Origin of the sequence: Oceaniferula flava, assembly GCF_016811075.1 — a bacterium.
GTDB classification, from domain to species: Bacteria; Verrucomicrobiota; Verrucomicrobiia; order Verrucomicrobiales; family Akkermansiaceae; genus Oceaniferula; species Oceaniferula flava.
In genome coordinates this window covers 44391-59790 of the sequence record NZ_JAFBGL010000006.1, presented here as the reverse complement: position 1 = coordinate 59790, position 15400 = coordinate 44391, and the positions used below count along the sequence as shown (strand labels likewise).

The 15400-nt window shown below is 58.3% G+C and carries 15 protein-coding genes; 9 read left to right on the top strand and 6 right to left on the bottom strand.

The genetic code is table 11. The annotated features are described in order from the left end of the window. Positions 1-120 precede the first annotated feature (120 nt). From JO972_RS10060 to JO972_RS10050, 3 genes are read left to right on the top strand one after another with little or no spacing between them, the layout of a single operon-like run. Positions 121-1662, top strand: coding sequence for a CotH kinase family protein (locus JO972_RS10060; protein WP_309489913.1), 1542 nt, complete (start codon positions 121-123; stop codon positions 1660-1662). A 31-nt stretch (positions 1663-1693) separates the two neighbouring features. Continuing rightward, entirely contained in the window at positions 1694-2449 is a 756-nt protein-coding gene (locus JO972_RS10055; RefSeq protein WP_309489912.1) for an SGNH/GDSL hydrolase family protein, read from the top strand. 27 nt (positions 2450-2476) lie between these two features. Beyond that, positions 2477-2971, top strand: a complete 495-nt coding sequence (locus JO972_RS10050; RefSeq protein WP_309489911.1) for a TspO/MBR family protein — start codon at positions 2477-2479, stop codon at positions 2969-2971. On the opposite strand, the gene JO972_RS10045 is transcribed toward JO972_RS10050, so the two are convergent. Beyond that, positions 2968-3378 (bottom strand): DUF4174 domain-containing protein, encoded by a 411-nt coding sequence (locus tag JO972_RS10045; protein WP_309489910.1) that lies wholly within the window; start codon positions 3376-3378, stop codon positions 2968-2970. The two genes, JO972_RS10050 and JO972_RS10045, sit on opposite strands and share 4 nt — an antisense overlap. A 114-nt stretch (positions 3379-3492) precedes the next feature. Between JO972_RS10045 and JO972_RS10040 the strand changes: the two genes are divergently transcribed. Then, positions 3493-3915, top strand: a complete 423-nt coding sequence (locus JO972_RS10040; RefSeq protein WP_309489909.1) for a hypothetical protein — start codon at positions 3493-3495, stop codon at positions 3913-3915. A gap of 20 nt (positions 3916-3935) precedes the next feature. On the opposite strand, the gene JO972_RS10035 is transcribed toward JO972_RS10040, so the two are convergent. Further along, on the bottom strand, positions 3936-4376 hold the full coding sequence (locus tag JO972_RS10035) for a BLUF domain-containing protein (protein ID WP_309489908.1): 441 nt from the start codon (positions 4374-4376) through the stop codon (positions 3936-3938). Positions 4377-4629: 253 nt separating this feature from the next. Here JO972_RS10035 and JO972_RS10030 point away from each other — a divergent pair, with 253 nt between their 5' ends. Beyond that, positions 4630-5529 carry an SMP-30/gluconolactonase/LRE family protein gene (locus JO972_RS10030; RefSeq protein ID WP_309489907.1) on the top strand — a complete coding sequence of 300 codons (900 nt, stop codon included), beginning with the start codon at positions 4630-4632 and terminating at the stop codon, positions 5527-5529. Further along, the gene (locus JO972_RS10025; RefSeq protein WP_309489906.1) at positions 5526-5825 is read left to right on the top strand and encodes a hypothetical protein; all 300 of its coding nucleotides are present in this window, start codon (positions 5526-5528) and stop codon (positions 5823-5825) included. The genes JO972_RS10030 and JO972_RS10025 overlap by 4 nt, the downstream gene beginning before the upstream one ends. Positions 5826-5880: 55 nt before the next feature. Here JO972_RS10025 and JO972_RS10020 read toward each other — a convergent pair whose 3' ends face one another. From JO972_RS10020 to JO972_RS10010, 3 genes are all read right to left on the bottom strand, one after another. Continuing rightward, positions 5881-7950, bottom strand: a complete 2070-nt coding sequence (locus JO972_RS10020; RefSeq protein WP_309489905.1) for a M3 family metallopeptidase — start codon at positions 7948-7950, stop codon at positions 5881-5883. A gap of 93 nt (positions 7951-8043) precedes the next feature. Beyond that, on the bottom strand, positions 8044-8526 hold the full coding sequence (locus JO972_RS10015; RefSeq protein ID WP_309489904.1) for an asparaginase domain-containing protein: 483 nt from the start codon (positions 8524-8526) through the stop codon (positions 8044-8046). 24 nt (positions 8527-8550) lie between these two features. Beyond that, complete coding sequence (locus tag JO972_RS10010) at positions 8551-9510, bottom strand: uracil-DNA glycosylase (RefSeq protein ID WP_309489903.1); 960 nt, start codon at positions 9508-9510, stop codon at positions 8551-8553. A gap of 61 nt (positions 9511-9571) precedes the next feature. Between JO972_RS10010 and JO972_RS10005 the strand changes: the two genes are divergently transcribed. Both JO972_RS10005 and JO972_RS10000 read left to right on the top strand, forming a co-directional pair. After that, entirely contained in the window at positions 9572-11410 is a 1839-nt protein-coding gene (locus JO972_RS10005; RefSeq protein WP_309489902.1) for a hypothetical protein, read from the top strand. 254 nt (positions 11411-11664) lie between these two features. After that, positions 11665-13167: a trypsin-like peptidase domain-containing protein gene (locus JO972_RS10000; protein ID WP_309489901.1), complete on the top strand. Its 1503-nt coding sequence runs from the start codon at positions 11665-11667 to the stop codon at positions 13165-13167. A gap of 157 nt (positions 13168-13324) precedes the next feature. On the opposite strand, the gene JO972_RS09995 is transcribed toward JO972_RS10000, so the two are convergent. After that, positions 13325-13537, bottom strand: a complete 213-nt coding sequence (locus JO972_RS09995) for a hypothetical protein (protein WP_309489900.1) — start codon at positions 13535-13537, stop codon at positions 13325-13327. Positions 13538-13786: 249 nt separating this feature from the next. On the opposite strand from JO972_RS09995, the gene rseP reads away from it, so the two are divergent. Further along, complete coding sequence (gene rseP / locus JO972_RS09990; RefSeq protein WP_309489899.1) at positions 13787-15205, top strand: RIP metalloprotease RseP; 1419 nt, start codon at positions 13787-13789, stop codon at positions 15203-15205. Positions 15206-15400: the final 195 nt, after the last annotated feature.

Genomic DNA, 15400 nt, shown 5'->3' with positions numbered 1-15400 from the left:
AAAGCCACTATACGTAGCCTGCACCGGGGATCAATCGTTCAGCGCCGAGCATCTGCGTCATGATCAAATTCCACTCGAAATATTTGAAAACCAATCAGATTCCTCTAGGTTAACTCCTTCATGAAACGATTCATTCCATTGACCACCGCCGGCGCTGTCCTTCTCACTGCGAGTGCTTTTGCCCAGCCAGGACCACCTCCGGGGGCTAATGGAGCAGGCCGCCCACCCGGTGGCGGCGGCGGACCGAATGAATCGCCCGAGCGCGAATTGTTAGACAAGTTCGATGCCAATAAAAACGGTCGACTCGAAACCGCCGAACGCAGCAAAGCCCTCGAGTTCGTTCAGCAGAACCCCACATCGCGGCGCCGGGGCCCACGGCGCGGCGAGCAGCAGGAACTGAAAATCCAAGCGGGCAAAAAAATCAGCCCGTCCGACATCGAGAAGGTCAAGGGCGAGGTCTACGATCCGAAGCTTCTGCGCACCCTATTCATTGATTTTGAAAACGACCAGTGGGAAAAAGAGCTGGAGGCGTTCAACAACTCGGACGTCGATGTGCCGGCCAAACTCACCATCGATGGCAAGGTTTACGAAGGGGTAGGCATACATTTCCGCGGTGCGTCCAGCTACTTCAGAACCCGCAGCGGCCAGAAACGCTCGCTCAACGTTTCGCTCGACCACAGCGACAAGGACCAGCGACTCGATGGTTACAAAACACTCAATCTGAACAACTCCTTCGGCGATGCCAGCCTGCTGGGGGCCGTGATCTACTCGCAGATCGCCCGCAGCCTGACACCGGCGCCGAAAGTGAACCTCGTCCGCGTGGTCATCAATGGCGAATACTGGGGCATCTATCAGAACCAGCAGCAGTTCGATAAGGACTTCCTCAAGGAGAACTACGACACCAAAAAAGGCGCTCGCTGGAAGGCCCCCGGCTCCCCACGCGGCGATGCCGGACTGAAATACCTCGGCGAGGATCTGGCCGAATACAAGAAGCGCTTTGAGCAGAAAAAAGGCGATGCTGAGGACTGGCAAGCGCTGATCGGCCTCTGCAAGGTGCTCAACGAAACCCCCATCGACCAACTCGAAGCCGCGCTCGCTCCCATCCTCGACATCGAGAGCACCCTGCGCTTCCTCGCCATCGATTGCACCCTGATGAACAGCGATGGCTACTGGGCACGTGCCAGTGATTTCACCCTCTACCGCGATCCCAAAGGCATGTTCCACATCGTGCCCCACGATATGAACGAAGCCTTCCGCGCCGGCCACCGCCGCCGTGGTGAGTCCGCCGCGGACGCCAGCCCATTTTCACTCGACCCCCTGGTCGGACTGGATGACGACTCCAAACCGCTGCGTTCCAAGCTGCTCAAAGTCCCCTCGCTGCGGAAACGTTACCTCGCCCACTGTGAGAGCATCGCCCGCGATTGGCTTGACTGGAAAAAGCTCGGCCCGATCGTCGCCGAATATCGCGCCATGATCAAAGACGACGTCATCGCCGATACCCGGAAAAACGGCAGCACCGAGGCCTTCCTCAAGCTCACCGCCGATCAGCCTGACGAGCTCAGTGAAGTGCGGGGCGCCGGCACCCCGATCCGGACCTTTGCCGATGGTCGCCGCGCCTTCCTGCTCTCGCACCCCGCCATCAAGGGGGCGGCTAAAGAGTAGACAGATCGCCAGATTCACGCATCATCTAGTTATGACCTCACGCCGTCGCCCATCCTTTTTCACCCTCGCCCTCTGTCTGCTTGTCCCCTGCACGGCACTCCGTGCCGATAAGCTCGCCGATGCTTCGGAGCTCTATACCGGCAAGGAATATTCCAAAGCCTTCGCCAACCCCAAGGACCATCCGGATCGTCCTAATGTGCTGATCATCGGCGACTCAATTTCGATCGGCTACACCGTCCCTGTGAGGAAGAAGCTGCATGGCAAGGCAGACGTCTTCCGCATCCCCAGCAATGGCAAATTCGCGGCCCATGGAGCTGCCAATTTGGAAAAATGGTTAGGCACACGACACTGGGATGTGATTCATTTCAACTGGGGCCTCTGGGACATCTGCTACCGCAACCCCAAGTCCAAAACCCAAGGCCACCGCGATAAGATCGACGGCACCCTGACCGCCACGCCCGAGCAGTATCGCCAGAGCATGGAACAAATCGTCGCCCGCTTGAAAAAGACCGGAGCCACCCTGATCTGGTGCGCCACCACCCCCGTGCCGGAAAAAGAAGCCGGCCGCAAGGTGGGCGATGAAATCAAATACAATGCCATCGCCGCCGAGATCATGAAGGCGAACGACATCGCGATCAACGACCTCCACGCGCACGCCCTCAAGCGCCTGCCGGAAATCCAAGCCAAGGTGGGCGACGTCCACTTCAAGGGCAAAGGCTACCAACACCTCGCCGAGCAAGTTGCCAAGGAGATCGCCGCCGCTCTGCCGGTGGCAGAGACGAAGTAGGCGTCTCGTATTTCCCTCCTCCTCACAATGACCCCCAAACCGCTCAAGAGCCAGATTGTCGGCTTCATCGCCTGCTGTATCGTCACCTTCACAGCCGCTGCGCTAGATGCAATTGCATCGGCCACGGCGGGTAGTTTTTACCAAGAACTCACGCAGCCCAGCTGGGCGCCGCCGGCTTGGTTGTTCGGGCCGGTGTGGAGTGCTCTCTACGCCATGATGGCGGTGTCTGCTTGGCTGGTGTGGCGACAGCCATCTGGTCGGAAAACCAAGCTGGCACTGGGTATCTTCCTGGTCCAGCTGGCGACCAACGCGCTTTGGTCGTGGCTTTTCTTCAAATGGCACCTGGGCGCCCTCGCCTTTGTCGAGGTGCTGCTGCTGTGGTGTCTGATCGTGGCCAATGTCGTGGCTTTCTGGCGCTTGCACAAAGTCGCTGCGGTCCTACTGCTCCCCTATCTCATCTGGGTCAGCTTCGCCGCCGCACTCTGCTACACCATGTGGCAGCTCAATCCGGACGTCCTCTAGTCCTTTTTCATCTCATTGCGGCGCATCGGCATGGTATCGATGAGCTGTATCCACGGCTTGAGATCGAGTGCCCCCTGCTGCCGGGCTTTTTCCCCACCGTCCTTGCCAATCAGCACGTGGCTACCGGGGCTGAGCTGGTATTTCACGATCAAGGCCTTGCGCTCCGCGGCGCTGAAACTTTGCATCTCCGCATCGAGGCGTAACATGACGAGATCCCGCTCCTCCATCTTGGCATAATGCGCCCGGACCGACTTCAACTGCTCAGCCCAAGCTTGGGCATCTATGGGGTAGCTGAGAATGAGGCGTTTCTTCCACTGGTATTTTTCCAGCGTCACGGGCTTCTCCTTGGCGCAGGAAATCAGGACGCCGGCAATTAACAAGCCGGCCGTGCAGAGTATGGTTCGCATCTGATACTATCCTCCAGCTCCCACAAAGAGCAAGTGATCACCCGCTGGCAGATTTTTCCACACTCGTGCATTTCGCGGTCGGTTATTGTTTCCGAACCTGCTAACGCTATCGGCATGGCGGACGCAATGTGGATGAAACTACGCAAGGTGCCTTGGGCAAAATTCAAGATGGCACCGGCATCCAAGAAGCAGGTGCCGCGCATTCTCGAGGCATTGGCATCGCGCAAAGGCCCACGGGCGATGAAGGCAGGTCACGATATGTGGGTGGCGCTCTGCTCCGGCCAAGTCTGGCCCGCCGCCGAGCCGGCTTTCCCTTTTCTCGTCGATATCCTCGGCATCGCGCAGCCGGAGGTGCAGGGTGAGGTGCTGGATCTGTTTTTAAAATTCGCCACCGTCCCCAATGACGAGACCGCCGAGGACTGGCATAAACGCCTGCGTATGCAGCTGCACAACGAGCACCGCTTCATCAATAAGCTCAGCCACTCGCAGGATGCCATCGTGGCCGATAAGGCCGAACGCCTGCTGGAGATGATCTGAGCCGTGCATGGCGAGCCCGCTTAGCTCACCACAATGGCGCGCAGGTTCCGGTCCTGGGACATCGACTTCAGCGATTCGATAAACACAGCGCTGTCCATCTCCATCTGGCTGGTGAAAGTTTTCTTATACGCGTGCAGTGTGTCCCTGCTGATCGATTCGGATTCCTCCAGCTCGAAGGTATCCATGTTCCAATCGGAGAACCCGCGTTCCGCAATGGGGCAGTCCACCACGCGGGTGATTTTCTCATGCCGTGGATCTCGCTCCAGCGCAGCCATCAGGCTTTCGAGCTTGGCTTTTTCTCCCTCGATCGCCTGCAGGAAATTACCGTTGTGATAAAAGAGCAAGCCGGTGATGTCGTGCTCCGGGTTTCTGTTTTTAGCCGTCTGGCAGATGTCCTCCAGATCTGTGGAGATTTGCCCAGCGTTACCTGTATAATCGCTGATGTAGATGATGAGATGCATGCGCTTTTTAAAAAGTTCACTCCCAGAAAGCAGGGCGAGAGCGAGTCTCGGCAGCTGGGCGGGAGGCTGGGTTGTCTGACTTCTCCATGGACGGAGTAAGTGCGTTGAAATAGATTAAAATGTGGTTCTCCGAGCGGCTCAATATAATTTTTTCCTCATGGGGTAGCAAATCAGCTATCACCTCGTCCACGCAAGCGACTGATGCTGATAGATCTTGGGTGACAAAGTTCAGCTGTTTTGACATGCTCGACCCATGAAATCCCTCCCCATTCACCTCCTACTGGCCTGGCTCACTTGCATGCCGGCCTTCGCTGAAAAACGCGAGCGCCTCGCAGACGCCATCGTCGCTCCCGACACGGAGGTCAAACGCCTCGCCACCGGGATGAAATTCACCGAGGGCCCGGTCTGGATCGGTGCCGAGAACAAACTGATTTTCAGCGATATTCCCAACAGCATGCTGATGCAGTGGTCGGAGAAAGAGGGTCTGCAGCCGTTCAGAAAAGTCGAGCAAAGCAATGGCAACCTGCTCGATGCCGAGGGCCGCTTGCTCTCCTGCCAGCACGCCGGACGGAATATCATTCGTATCGACAATGACGGCAGCCAGATGGTGCTGGTGGACAAGTATCAGGGGAAGAAATTCAACTCTCCCAACGACCTCGCAGTGCACTCGGATGGCTCGATCTGGTTCACCGACCCCAGCTACGGCCTGCGTGGTCGGGCCGCTGAAACCCCAGGGAAATGGGTCTACCGCTTCGATCCCAAGACCAAGCAGGTGGAGGTCGTCTACAAAGGTTTCGACATGCCAAACGGCATCGCTTTTTCCCCCGATGAAAATGTGCTCTACATCGCGGACTCAGGGAAAATCGGCAAGATCCGCGCCTTCAAGGTGAGCGGCAAGAACATCGACCCGCAGCCACTTTTTGAAATCGATCTACGCTGCGACGGCATGTGTCTCGACCGCGAAGGCAGGCTCTACACCACCGCCGGCGGAGGCATCCACGTCTACGATCCCAGCGGCAAAAAGATCACCCTCATCCCGGTGCCGGAAAAGCCGGCCAACGTCTGCTTTGGCGGCGAGCAGTTTGACACCCTGTTCATCACCGCCAGGAAGTCGCTCTACTCGGTGAAAACTCTACAACAAGGTGCCCAATGAGCGATAACCCCTACGCGCCCCCCAGCAGTCAGCAAGAACTCCCGCCCGATCCTGATCCGGAGGGGCTGGAACTCTACGCCAAGCTGAACCGCTTCCGCATGTGGTGCTTTACCGCAGGCTTCGTGTTCTTCGGACTGGGCATCGTCGTCGCCGTCGTCCGCGATCCACATAGCGGGATGATCACGGGGATGCTGGTCGTCGCAGGCACGGCAGCGATCGCCACCGGCCTGTTATTCAGCGCCGTCTGTTTGGTCTGGGGCTTTGTGATCGGCTACCGCGAAGGCAGGCGATCGTAAGCCCTGCAGCTCGCACGCACCCTGCCGAAGCAAGGGCGTATACGATGCGGTGCGCTTAGGCCAAGCCGTTGCGCTCGAGGAAGGCCACTTGATCCGGGTCGCGACCCATGAAGTTGCGGTAAAGCTCATCGGCGGGCACCGAGTTGCCTTTGCTGAGGATAGCTTCGCGGAAAGCTTGGCCGGTTTCCTGATTCATGATGCCTTCTTTCTGGAAACGGGTGAACGCATCCGCATCCAGAACCTCGGCCCATTTGTATGAGTAGTAGCCCGCAGCGTAGCCGGTGGGCGAGCTGAAGAGGTGGTTGAAGCGACGCGCCATTGATGGCGAATCGGTGGCCAGTTTAGCTTTGTAATCGGCAAGGATTTCGCGGTCGGCGTCGTCCAGATCGATGGCGGTGTATTTCTCCACTTGAGTGTGCAGCTCCAGGTCCAGCTTGCCGAGGGCGAGCTGGCGCATGGTGACGCTGGCACTCATGTAGTTCCGCGCGGCGATCATTTTATCAAACAGCTCCTGTGGAATGGGCTCGTCCGTCTCAAAGTGACGGGCGAACAGATCCAGACTCTCACGATCCCAGCAGTAGTTCTCCATGATCTGCGATGGCAGCTCGACAAAGTCCCAGGCGACGTTGGTGCCGGAGAGGGATTTGACCGTGACGTTTCCTAACAGGTGATGCAGCAGGTGGCCGAACTCGTGGAAAATCGTCTCCACTTCGTAGTGCGTCATCAGCGCAGGTTTGTCACCGATCGGCTTCGTCATGTTCCCCACCATCAGGCCGAGGTGCGGCTCGCGCGGGTTCTTGTCGTCGCCGGGCAGGCCGGTTTCAAACGAGTTCATCCAGGCACCGCCACGTTTCGACTCGCGCGGGTGCCAATCGGCGTAAAATGACCCCAGCAGCTCTTCGGTCCGGTTATCGAAGAGATCGTAGAACTTCACTTCCGGGTGCCAGGTTTGGATATCGCCATCATCAGTGGTGGTGGGGCGCTCTTCGATGCGGATGTCGTAAAGGTTGCTGACGATGCCAAACATGCCGGCCATCACCTTGTGCAGAGGAAAATAAGGACGCAGCTCTTCGTCATCGAAGGCATACTCGGCCTTGCGGCGCTTCTCCGCCCAGTAACCAACTTCCCATGGCTCCATCAGCGAGATCTCGCTGTCTGTCTGCTCCGCTTTCCACTGCTGCAGGGCCTTGGTTTCGCTCTGGAATTTATCGACAATCTGGTCGTGCAGATCGCCGGTGAACTTGAGGGCGGTGTCGCCATTCTTCGCCATGCGGCGAGCGAGGGTGAGATCGGCAAAGTTCTTGAAGCCCAGCAGCTCGGCTTTTTCCTGACGCAATTTCAGGATTTCCTTGATGAGGTCGGTGTTATCAAAGCCGTCTGCCAGTCCGACGGTGCAGCTAGCTTCCCAGACTTTCTTGCGCAGCGCATCGTTCTCAGCGAACTGCATGACGGGGCTCATCGACGGCTGCTGCAGGGTGAAGCGCCATTTTCCTTCGTGTCCTTTCCCCTTGGCGTCCTCGGCGGCGGCGGCCTTAGCGGACTCGGGCAGTCCGGCGAGCTCGGCCTCATCTTCGACGATCAGCTCCCAGGCATTGGTCGAGTCCAAGACGTTCTCACTGAACTTCTGGGTGATTTCGGAGAGACGGGACTGGATTTCCGCCACGCGTGTTTTCTTCTCCTCCGGCAGATCGGCACCGGACTGGATGAAGCTGGCGCAGGTTTCTTCCACGTAGCGCTTGCGAGTAGCATCCAGCTCAGCGGCGGCGGGTGATTCGGAAAAGGCCTTGAGCTTACTCCAGATGGCAGGATCCAGGGCGATGGCAGAGTAGAAAGCGGTGACCTTGGGCAGCACGGCATTCAGCGCGGCGCGTTGCTCGTCGTTGTTGGAGACGGAGTCGAGATGGTTCAGTCGGCCCCAGGCGCGGTCGAGATCCATGGACGCATCTTCAAGGGCGGCAAAGGTGTTCTCATAGCTCAGAGACGTTTCATCCAGTGCACGGAGGGTGGCGAGGTTGGCCTCGGCATTTTCCAAGGCAACGGCGATATCGCCCTCCACCTTGTCGGCAGTGAGTTCGTTCCAGGGAATGTGATACGCGGCGGAGAAGAATGGATGACTTTCGGACATGTCCGGAAGTTAGGAAGGCGGCGCTAAGTTGCAAGGAGGAAGAAACGGCATTTCGCCGGCGCGGAGATCAAAAATTCACCTCTCTCCCTGCTCTCAAACCGCTTCAAAGCGACGCTCTTCACGGTTTTTCCGAACCTGCCCGGCTGGGAAAATCTGGCCATTCATGGCGATGTAAACGCCGGGCGGCAGCGCCTGCACCGCGCCGGTGGCCACGCCGATGTTGAACACCGCATCAGTCTCGCGGAAGCGTGCCGGTGCCATCGCGCCGGTGAGCACGATGGTCTTGCCCTCCAGCCCCGCCAGCGCCTCGGCGGTGTCCGCCATGGTATCGGTGCCGTGGGTAATGAGAATCTTGTCCTGTTCCACCTGCTCACAGGTTTCCCGGATGAGCACGCGATCCGACTCCGTCATTTCCAGACTGTCCTTGCGCATCAGCGGCAGCAGTTCGTAATCGAGGGTGACTAGCGCCCCCTGGTAAACGTGGGGCACGGTGGGCTCGCCCACTTCATACTCGGATGATGCGTCGAAATACACCTTATCGATGGTGCCACCTACGGTGATAATGAGAAGAGACATGAGAAAAATATCAACCCTGAGAGGTCAGGATTTCGGCAGGAAATAGCCACGTTGTTTGTCGTTGATCGGCATGTTCAACAGCTCCATCACGCTGAGCATATCTTCCCAGAGCTTGCGCTTCTCGGAGGTGGCTTCGTTGTGCAGGATATACGATGGATGGTAGGTCACCCGCACCGGAACGCCGGAAAACTCGTGGAAGGCACCGCGCAGTTTGGTCACCGGCTCGGTGCTATCGAGCAGCGACTGAGCCGCTGTGCCCCCGAGGGCGATGATCACCTTCGGCGCAACAATGTCGATTTCCGCCTGAAAGATCGGCATGCAGGCTGCGCGCTCCTCGAGGCTAGGTTTGCGGTTGTTGGTGGTTTGATTCACCATCGACGGTCGGAATTTGACGATGTTGGTGAGATAGACGCTGCTGCGGCTCAGGCCCATGGCACCGAGGATGCCATCGAGCTTTTGACCGGCCAGGCCGACGAAAGGTTCCTGCATCCGCTCCTCGTCAAAACCCGGAGCCTCGCCGACCAGCATGATATCGGCATTCGGGCTGCCGTGGGAAAACACCATGGTCTGACGAAGGGTGCCGAGCGCCTTGGCGGGGGCCCACTGGCTGGCCTGATGCTTCAGCTGCGCCAATTTCTCCTCCTGGCTGCCACCGGCAACCGTGATGCGGTCGGACTTCTCCTTCGGCGCCGGGGCGGCGAGCGCGGTGAGATCGACATTGGTTGGCTGGGCAGCCGGTGCCGGCTGGGCGGGTGCCTGCGCGGGTGCGCTGGCTGACGCCGGGACGGCTTGCTTCGCCGCCGGCTGGCTCGGTTTCCCGGTTTTCGCCCGAATGAAAAACTCGCGCAGAATCAAGCGAGCTTCGTCATCGATGCTGACATGCGTCTGCCCCTGCCCTTGCAGATGGCGGAGGTAATCGATGAGTGGCTGGGCGATGGCTGGCACGCCCCACAGAAACCATACCCAGCGCGTCTCGGCACGCATAAAATTCCGTCACAATGCCGCCTTGAAATAAACATCCGGCTTGTTACCTTGAATATTCACCATGAAGATCCTTCAAATCACCATGATTTCGGCGCTCTGCGCCAGCCTGGCCTGCACCTCAATCGAGCAGGCACAGGCAGCAAAATACTTGCGCCCAGAACCCTTCAAGGAACTCTTCAAATTGGAAAAAATTCCGCTGCAGGTGGACAGCATGAAGGAGCTCTCGAAGCACCTCACCGTGCTCGCACTACGCGAGCACGACGGCTCAGCCATCAACCAGCGCGCCACCGGTCAGATGCTGGCGCTCGCGATGCGACTCGATCCCGCCAACCAACACGCCCGCCACGCCAATCAAGCGCTGCTGCGCGATGACGGACCGTCGACATCCTCCGACGACGCCCTGCTCAAAGCAAAAGCCCGGATCCGCTTCTACCACCGCTGGCTGGAGAACCCGCAAGCCGGCACCGATGCCAATGCGCTCTCAAAATACCTCATCGATGCCACCAAAGTGCTGCAGCAGGAAACCGCTAATGCAGCCGATCAGGCCGACTGGTCAGGCGTCATCCCACCGCTCGCAAAATACCAAGGATCCGCAGCCCCCACGGAAACACCAACACCGCCAACCACCCCAACGGCTGCCAATTCCGACACTCCCACAGCACCCGGCACCCCAGTCGCCCCCCCCAGCACACCGCAAAACACGGAACCGAGTTATCCAATTTCCACGATGACGATCAACATGCCTCTCACCGTGGAGCAGCACAGCGTGTTTCGCGACCCCAAGGATGCGCTTAAGGAAAAACCCAAAATCACCACCACCTATCGAATTTCCCCGATAACCATCCAGATCCAGCCGAACCAAGACCCCAATTACTTCGATCTCAAAATCGCCAGTAAAATCAACCCGAAGAATACCGATGCCGCGGGACTGAAAAAAGCACTCAACACGCTGAAAACAAACAAAGTCCCGGCGGCTGGCGCGCAAGTAAACATCACATTCGGCCCTCTGACCTACTCCCACAAGAACGGTGCAGCCGGTATGGCTGCCGTCCGGCTGATGCTGGAAGCTTGCCACCGGAACATTCCGCTGCGTGATGACATCTTCCTCTGCGCCTCGCTCGATAGCGAAGGCCAATTCCGCCTGCCGCCGAATTTCTGGACAGTGCTGAACGCGCTGCGGTCGGAAAAGAGCAAGCGTGGTCGCCTGATCGTGCCGGAAAGCGCCATCCGCCCGCTCATCCAGTTACTCGTGTTTGACGAGCCGGACTTTTTCACCCGTTGGGAAATTTATACCTGCAACACCATCGATGAAGCACTCGCTGTTGCGGCAAAAAAAACCGATGAAAAAATCGCCGAAGCCAGCCAACTGTTCCAACCCGTGCACCAGCTCAGCGATAAAGCCGAGGTCGTCAAGCTGGCGGTGAACAGCACCGTCCGTAAGCGCCTCTCCGACGTTGTCGCATTAGCACCCAACCACCTATCCGCCAAAATCCTGCTCCTGCAAGGCAGTGGCAAACGCCCAATGCGCCTGAACGAAACAGGCCTGGCCTTCCACCTCCAGCCACTGGTGAACCAAATGACCTACACTCTACTAAATGCAGTCGATCTCGATCACCCGTCCACCGCGACGCTGAAAAAGCTGCATGTCGATGCCCGCAAAGTCCTCGATCCCATGGAACGTCTGGTGACCCGCCGTGACGAGGGCCTCTACCACGATACCATGGAGCTGGCCAATGACATCCGCAGCCTGAACCTCCTGATCAGACGCAATATCCGCGATGCCAATAACAGCGATAGCCGCATCAAATCGATGATCATGAGCCTCAGAAAAGACGTGATCGCCCTGGAAACAAAGGTGAACAAAAAAGTAGATTCCATCGCTGGAAAGCAGCAACCGTAAGCACGCGGCAGCCCTCAACCGATTCCAGGCACTCGCTTTTAGCCTTTGCAAGTGCCACTCATGCGAGAATAATCCTTGCGACTTGGTGATTCCGAATCCACTCGTTGGGTGTCCCATGCCGACACTCATTGGAAGTGTTCGTGGCCATCAAGTCAGCGGTTCGCTGTCGGCCCGAACACCCGCGAGATGCCGAGAGCTCTTACGGGCCGAGGCCAGTCTGGCAGCAAGAACCATCCCACCCCTCCACCCTTGCCATGAATCCTGGATTTCGCCGTTTTCTCACCTTACTGGTCGTGTTTGTCATGGCCTTTCTCACCGTCTTTGTGGTCCGCAAAATGCAGGACGGCAGCAGCCTGATGGATATCATCACCGGGCGGGACTCCGCCGCCAATGACGGCCAGTTCACCCTGCGCGACAAGCCGGCGCTGAACCTGCAAGACGTCCAGGTGCTGGCCGCCATCAATGCGGAAAGCGCCGCACTGGTGAAAACTGTGGTGCCCTCTGTGGTCAGCATCGATACCGCCGGCGTGCGCCACGATCGCTTCCGCGACGTCTGGGGGCGCACCTGGGTGCAGCCACGCACGGTCCAAGGTCAAGGGTCCGGAGTAATTGTCACCCAGGAAGGCCACGTCCTGACCAACCACCACGTGATTCAAGGAAACCCGCGAATCCGCCTGACGATGCACGATGGCACAGTGCACTCGGCCAAGGTCATCGGCTCAGACCCCGCCGTGGACATCGCCGTTCTCAAAATCGATGGCAAAGGCCCCTTCGCGCCACTCAAATTCGGTGACTCGTCCAAGATCGAGGTGGGCAACATCGTCTTTGCCGTCGGCAGCCCTTTCGGTCTCGGTGAAACCGTCACCGATGGCAAGATCTCTGCGAAAAAACGCACCTTCTCCGATAGCCGCGTCGACCTGCTGCAGACCTCCGCCGCGATCAACCCAGGGAACTCCGGCGGGCCGCTGGTGAACATCCTCGGCGAAATTGTCGGCATTAACTCACGGATCTACTCCACCGATAAAAAGAACCCGGGATTCCAAGGGATCAGCTTTGCCATCCCCTCCAATGCCGCGCTGAAAACCATGAAGGACATCCTCGCACGCGGGCGTCCGATCCGTGGATTCCTCGGCATGGCCTTCGAAGATCTTGATCCCTACACGCGCCGCGAATTTGGCTACCAAGGACGCGATGGCATCCGCATCGTCGGTCTAGTGCCCGATTCCCCGGCGGAAAAAGCCGGCCTGCGCGAGGACGATATCATCATCAGCTACGACGGCAACGAAATCGCCGACATGCGCCGCCTAATCGGCCTGATCCAGCAAAGCGAAGTCGGCTCCATGGTCAACATGGTAATCTGGCGCGAGGGGGCGAAACACACCATCACCGCCACCGTGGGTGAGGCGGATAACTTCAGCCAGCGCATCCTCCGCGATGAGGAAGACGAAACCACCTCACGGCCCGATCCCAAAACCGTGCTAACCACCATCGGCCTGGTGGTGCGCGAGGCCAACGAGAGGGAACAATCGCTGGGGGTCACCGGCGTGGTGATCAAGCAGATCCTCGCCGGCAGCAAGCTCAGCGGCAGCCTGCACATCGGCGATGTGGTCCACGCCATCAATGGCCGGGCCGTGCAAAGCGTCGAAGATTTTAATACCCGCCTCGCCGCCTCCGCCTCGGTTCAGAACACCGAGCTGGAAATCCACCGTGGTCGCCAAAGCTTCCGCATCCGCATCTCCGTGGTCAAGGCGCAGTAAGCGGCTGATTTTCTAGCCTCGCGAGCGCAAAGCGAGCGCTTGCCCAACCATCCATCTCTCCACCAATCAAAAAGCTCCCTCCAGCTGAGCCAGTGATGGTTCAGCCGAAGAGAGCTTCGAGAAATTCGTCGGTGGGGAGCTTTTTTGCATTGGCCCCCTACTGAGCAACAGGAACGCCGTAAGGATTCTGCGCGGTTGGGGTCACGGCATTGGGGTTAGCTCCAGAGCCATCCCAAGTGCCTGTGGTGCCGCGATTTTGCATAGCAGCTCCAGCGCCCTGAAGGTCACGGCCCATGCCGATGAATGTGTTACAAGAACCCAAGGCCAGTGTAGCAACGGTGAGGACAGCCAAATAACAGGAATGTTTCATAGACAAACCGGTAAGAGCATCCTCATGACTTTGCAACTCAGAAATTGAGACTGGAAATGATTATCGGCACGAAATCATCGCCCGTTTGGCGCCGTGGAGTTGCCCGATCTGATCTCGCCACACGGTCCGGAATCCCGCCTTTCGGAGCTGGGGTCGCTTAGGTGTCCATCTCCCCCGCCGACTAGACTTGCCAGCATCTCAAATTCCATTACATTCTCCACCCATCGCCCTTCTAACTTGTCATCCATCATGACCATCATCACTCCCATCCTCGTCATTCTTCTCGTTGTTGTCATTTTCAACATCATCATCTTCGTGCATGAGCTCGGGCACTTTCTCGCCGCACGTTGGCGTGGGCTTGAGGTGGAACGCTTCCAGATCTGGTTCGGTAAGCCGATTTGGAAAAGAACCTACAATGGCGTGCAATACGGCCTTGGCTGGATCCCCTTCGGCGGCTTTGTCGCCCTGCCTCAAATGGTCACCATGGAAGCCATCGAGGGCGATAACATGAACGACAAACCTCTGCCACCGGTGAAGCCGCTGGACAAGATCATCGTCGCCTTCGCCGGCCCCTTCTTCTCCTTCCTGCTCGCCCTGGTCACCGCCTTCCTGGTGTGGGGTGTCGGGAAACCGGACACCCGCTTGAACCAAACGGTGGTCGGCTACGTGCAAGCCGACTCCGCCGCCGATAAAGCCGGCCTGAAAGCCGGAGACAAGATCCTTTCCATCGGTGGCAACGAGATCGATTCATGGGCGGGCAACATGGACAGCGGCATCGTGGAAAGCATCGCCACCAGCGAGGGCGAGAAGATCGAGATCGTAGTTCAGCGCCCCGGCGTGGAACAGCCACTGACACTGCAGTCCGGCTTCGAGATCCCCAGCTCATCCTGGTATCACCGCTCCGGCATGCGCAAGATCGGCATCGGCTATAAGGAGCAGGTGACCGTCGGCCAGATCGTCGAACACGGCCCGGCCGCTGAGGCAGGCCTGAAAGAGGACGACATCATTCTCACCTTCAACGGCGCCCCCGCCACCTCGTCCATGCAGCTTCTGACCGCCGCCCGCGATGGCAAAACGGCCGAGCTCAGCGTGCAACGCGGTGACGAATCGTTCGAAGTCACCATGGTGCCCCGCAAGCCGGAACCACCCAACGACAAATACACCGCTTACGGTCTCGGATTTAAATTCGATGAATCACTGGTCAGCGAAGAAATCGTCCACCCAGGACCTTGGCAGCAAATTGTCGACAGCGCCCTGGTGATGAAAAAGACCATCCAACTGGTCGCTTCGAAGACCTCCAGCATCGGCGTCGACCAACTCGCCGGCCCGGTGGGCATCGGTAAAGGCTACTACGAGATGATCACCTCCTCCCCTGACGGCTGGAAGCTGGCACTCGGATTCACCGTGCTGTTCAACATCAACCTCGCGATCCTCAACATGATGCCATTCCCCGTGCTCGACGGCGGTCACATCACCCTTTCCATCCTCGAAATCATCGCGCGCCGCCCGGTCAAGGCACGCGTTCTGGAGTTCGTGCAAACCGGCTTCGTCCTCGTGATCTTCGGTCTCTTCATGTATATCACCTCGAAAGACGTCGGCTCCTTCTTCCCCGGAGGAAAACAGGAAGAGCGCCAAGAAATGCGCTTCGAACCCGCTGGGGGGGAGTAGATTGGAAGTCGAGGAATCTCGATGGCTCGAAGTCTAAGAGCCCTGACTGTCCTCTACTCATGCCAGGGTGCGCCTGCTCGGCTCCACATTCTCGCTGCAGAGGCTAAACGGCACGACCTACGAGTCGATCTCCGCAGCCAGCGCCCGCAATTCGCAAGACCCGAAAGGGTCGATAAAAACTAGCGCGGGGTGAAA

Excerpts from the sequence above, each read along its gene's own strand:
- JO972_RS10030 (WP_309489907.1), top strand. The coding sequence starts at position 4,630 with ATGAAATCCCTCCCCATTCACCTCCTACTGGCCTGGCTCACTTGCATG.
- JO972_RS10000 (WP_309489901.1), top strand. The coding sequence starts at position 11,665 with ATGAATCCTGGATTTCGCCGTTTTCTCACCTTACTGGTCGTGTTTGTC.
- JO972_RS10015 (WP_309489904.1), bottom strand. The coding sequence starts at position 8,526 with ATGTCTCTTCTCATTATCACCGTAGGTGGCACCATCGATAAGGTGTAT.
- JO972_RS10045 (WP_309489910.1), bottom strand. The coding sequence starts at position 3,378 with ATGCGAACCATACTCTGCACGGCCGGCTTGTTAATTGCCGGCGTCCTG.
- JO972_RS10005 (WP_309489902.1), top strand. The coding sequence starts at position 9,572 with ATGAAGATCCTTCAAATCACCATGATTTCGGCGCTCTGCGCCAGCCTG.
- JO972_RS09995 (WP_309489900.1), bottom strand. The coding sequence starts at position 13,537 with ATGAAACATTCCTGTTATTTGGCTGTCCTCACCGTTGCTACACTGGCC.
- JO972_RS10055 (WP_309489912.1), top strand. The coding sequence starts at position 1,694 with ATGACCTCACGCCGTCGCCCATCCTTTTTCACCCTCGCCCTCTGTCTG.
- rseP (WP_309489899.1), top strand. The coding sequence starts at position 13,787 with ATGACCATCATCACTCCCATCCTCGTCATTCTTCTCGTTGTTGTCATT.
- JO972_RS10010 (WP_309489903.1), bottom strand. The coding sequence starts at position 9,510 with ATGCGTGCCGAGACGCGCTGGGTATGGTTTCTGTGGGGCGTGCCAGCC.
- JO972_RS10050 (WP_309489911.1), top strand. The coding sequence starts at position 2,477 with ATGACCCCCAAACCGCTCAAGAGCCAGATTGTCGGCTTCATCGCCTGC.
- JO972_RS10025 (WP_309489906.1), top strand. The coding sequence starts at position 5,526 with ATGAGCGATAACCCCTACGCGCCCCCCAGCAGTCAGCAAGAACTCCCG.
- JO972_RS10035 (WP_309489908.1), bottom strand. The coding sequence starts at position 4,376 with ATGCATCTCATCATCTACATCAGCGATTATACAGGTAACGCTGGGCAA.
- JO972_RS10020 (WP_309489905.1), bottom strand. The coding sequence starts at position 7,950 with ATGTCCGAAAGTCATCCATTCTTCTCCGCCGCGTATCACATTCCCTGG.
- JO972_RS10040 (WP_309489909.1), top strand. The coding sequence starts at position 3,493 with ATGGCGGACGCAATGTGGATGAAACTACGCAAGGTGCCTTGGGCAAAA.
- JO972_RS10060 (WP_309489913.1), top strand. The coding sequence starts at position 121 with ATGAAACGATTCATTCCATTGACCACCGCCGGCGCTGTCCTTCTCACT.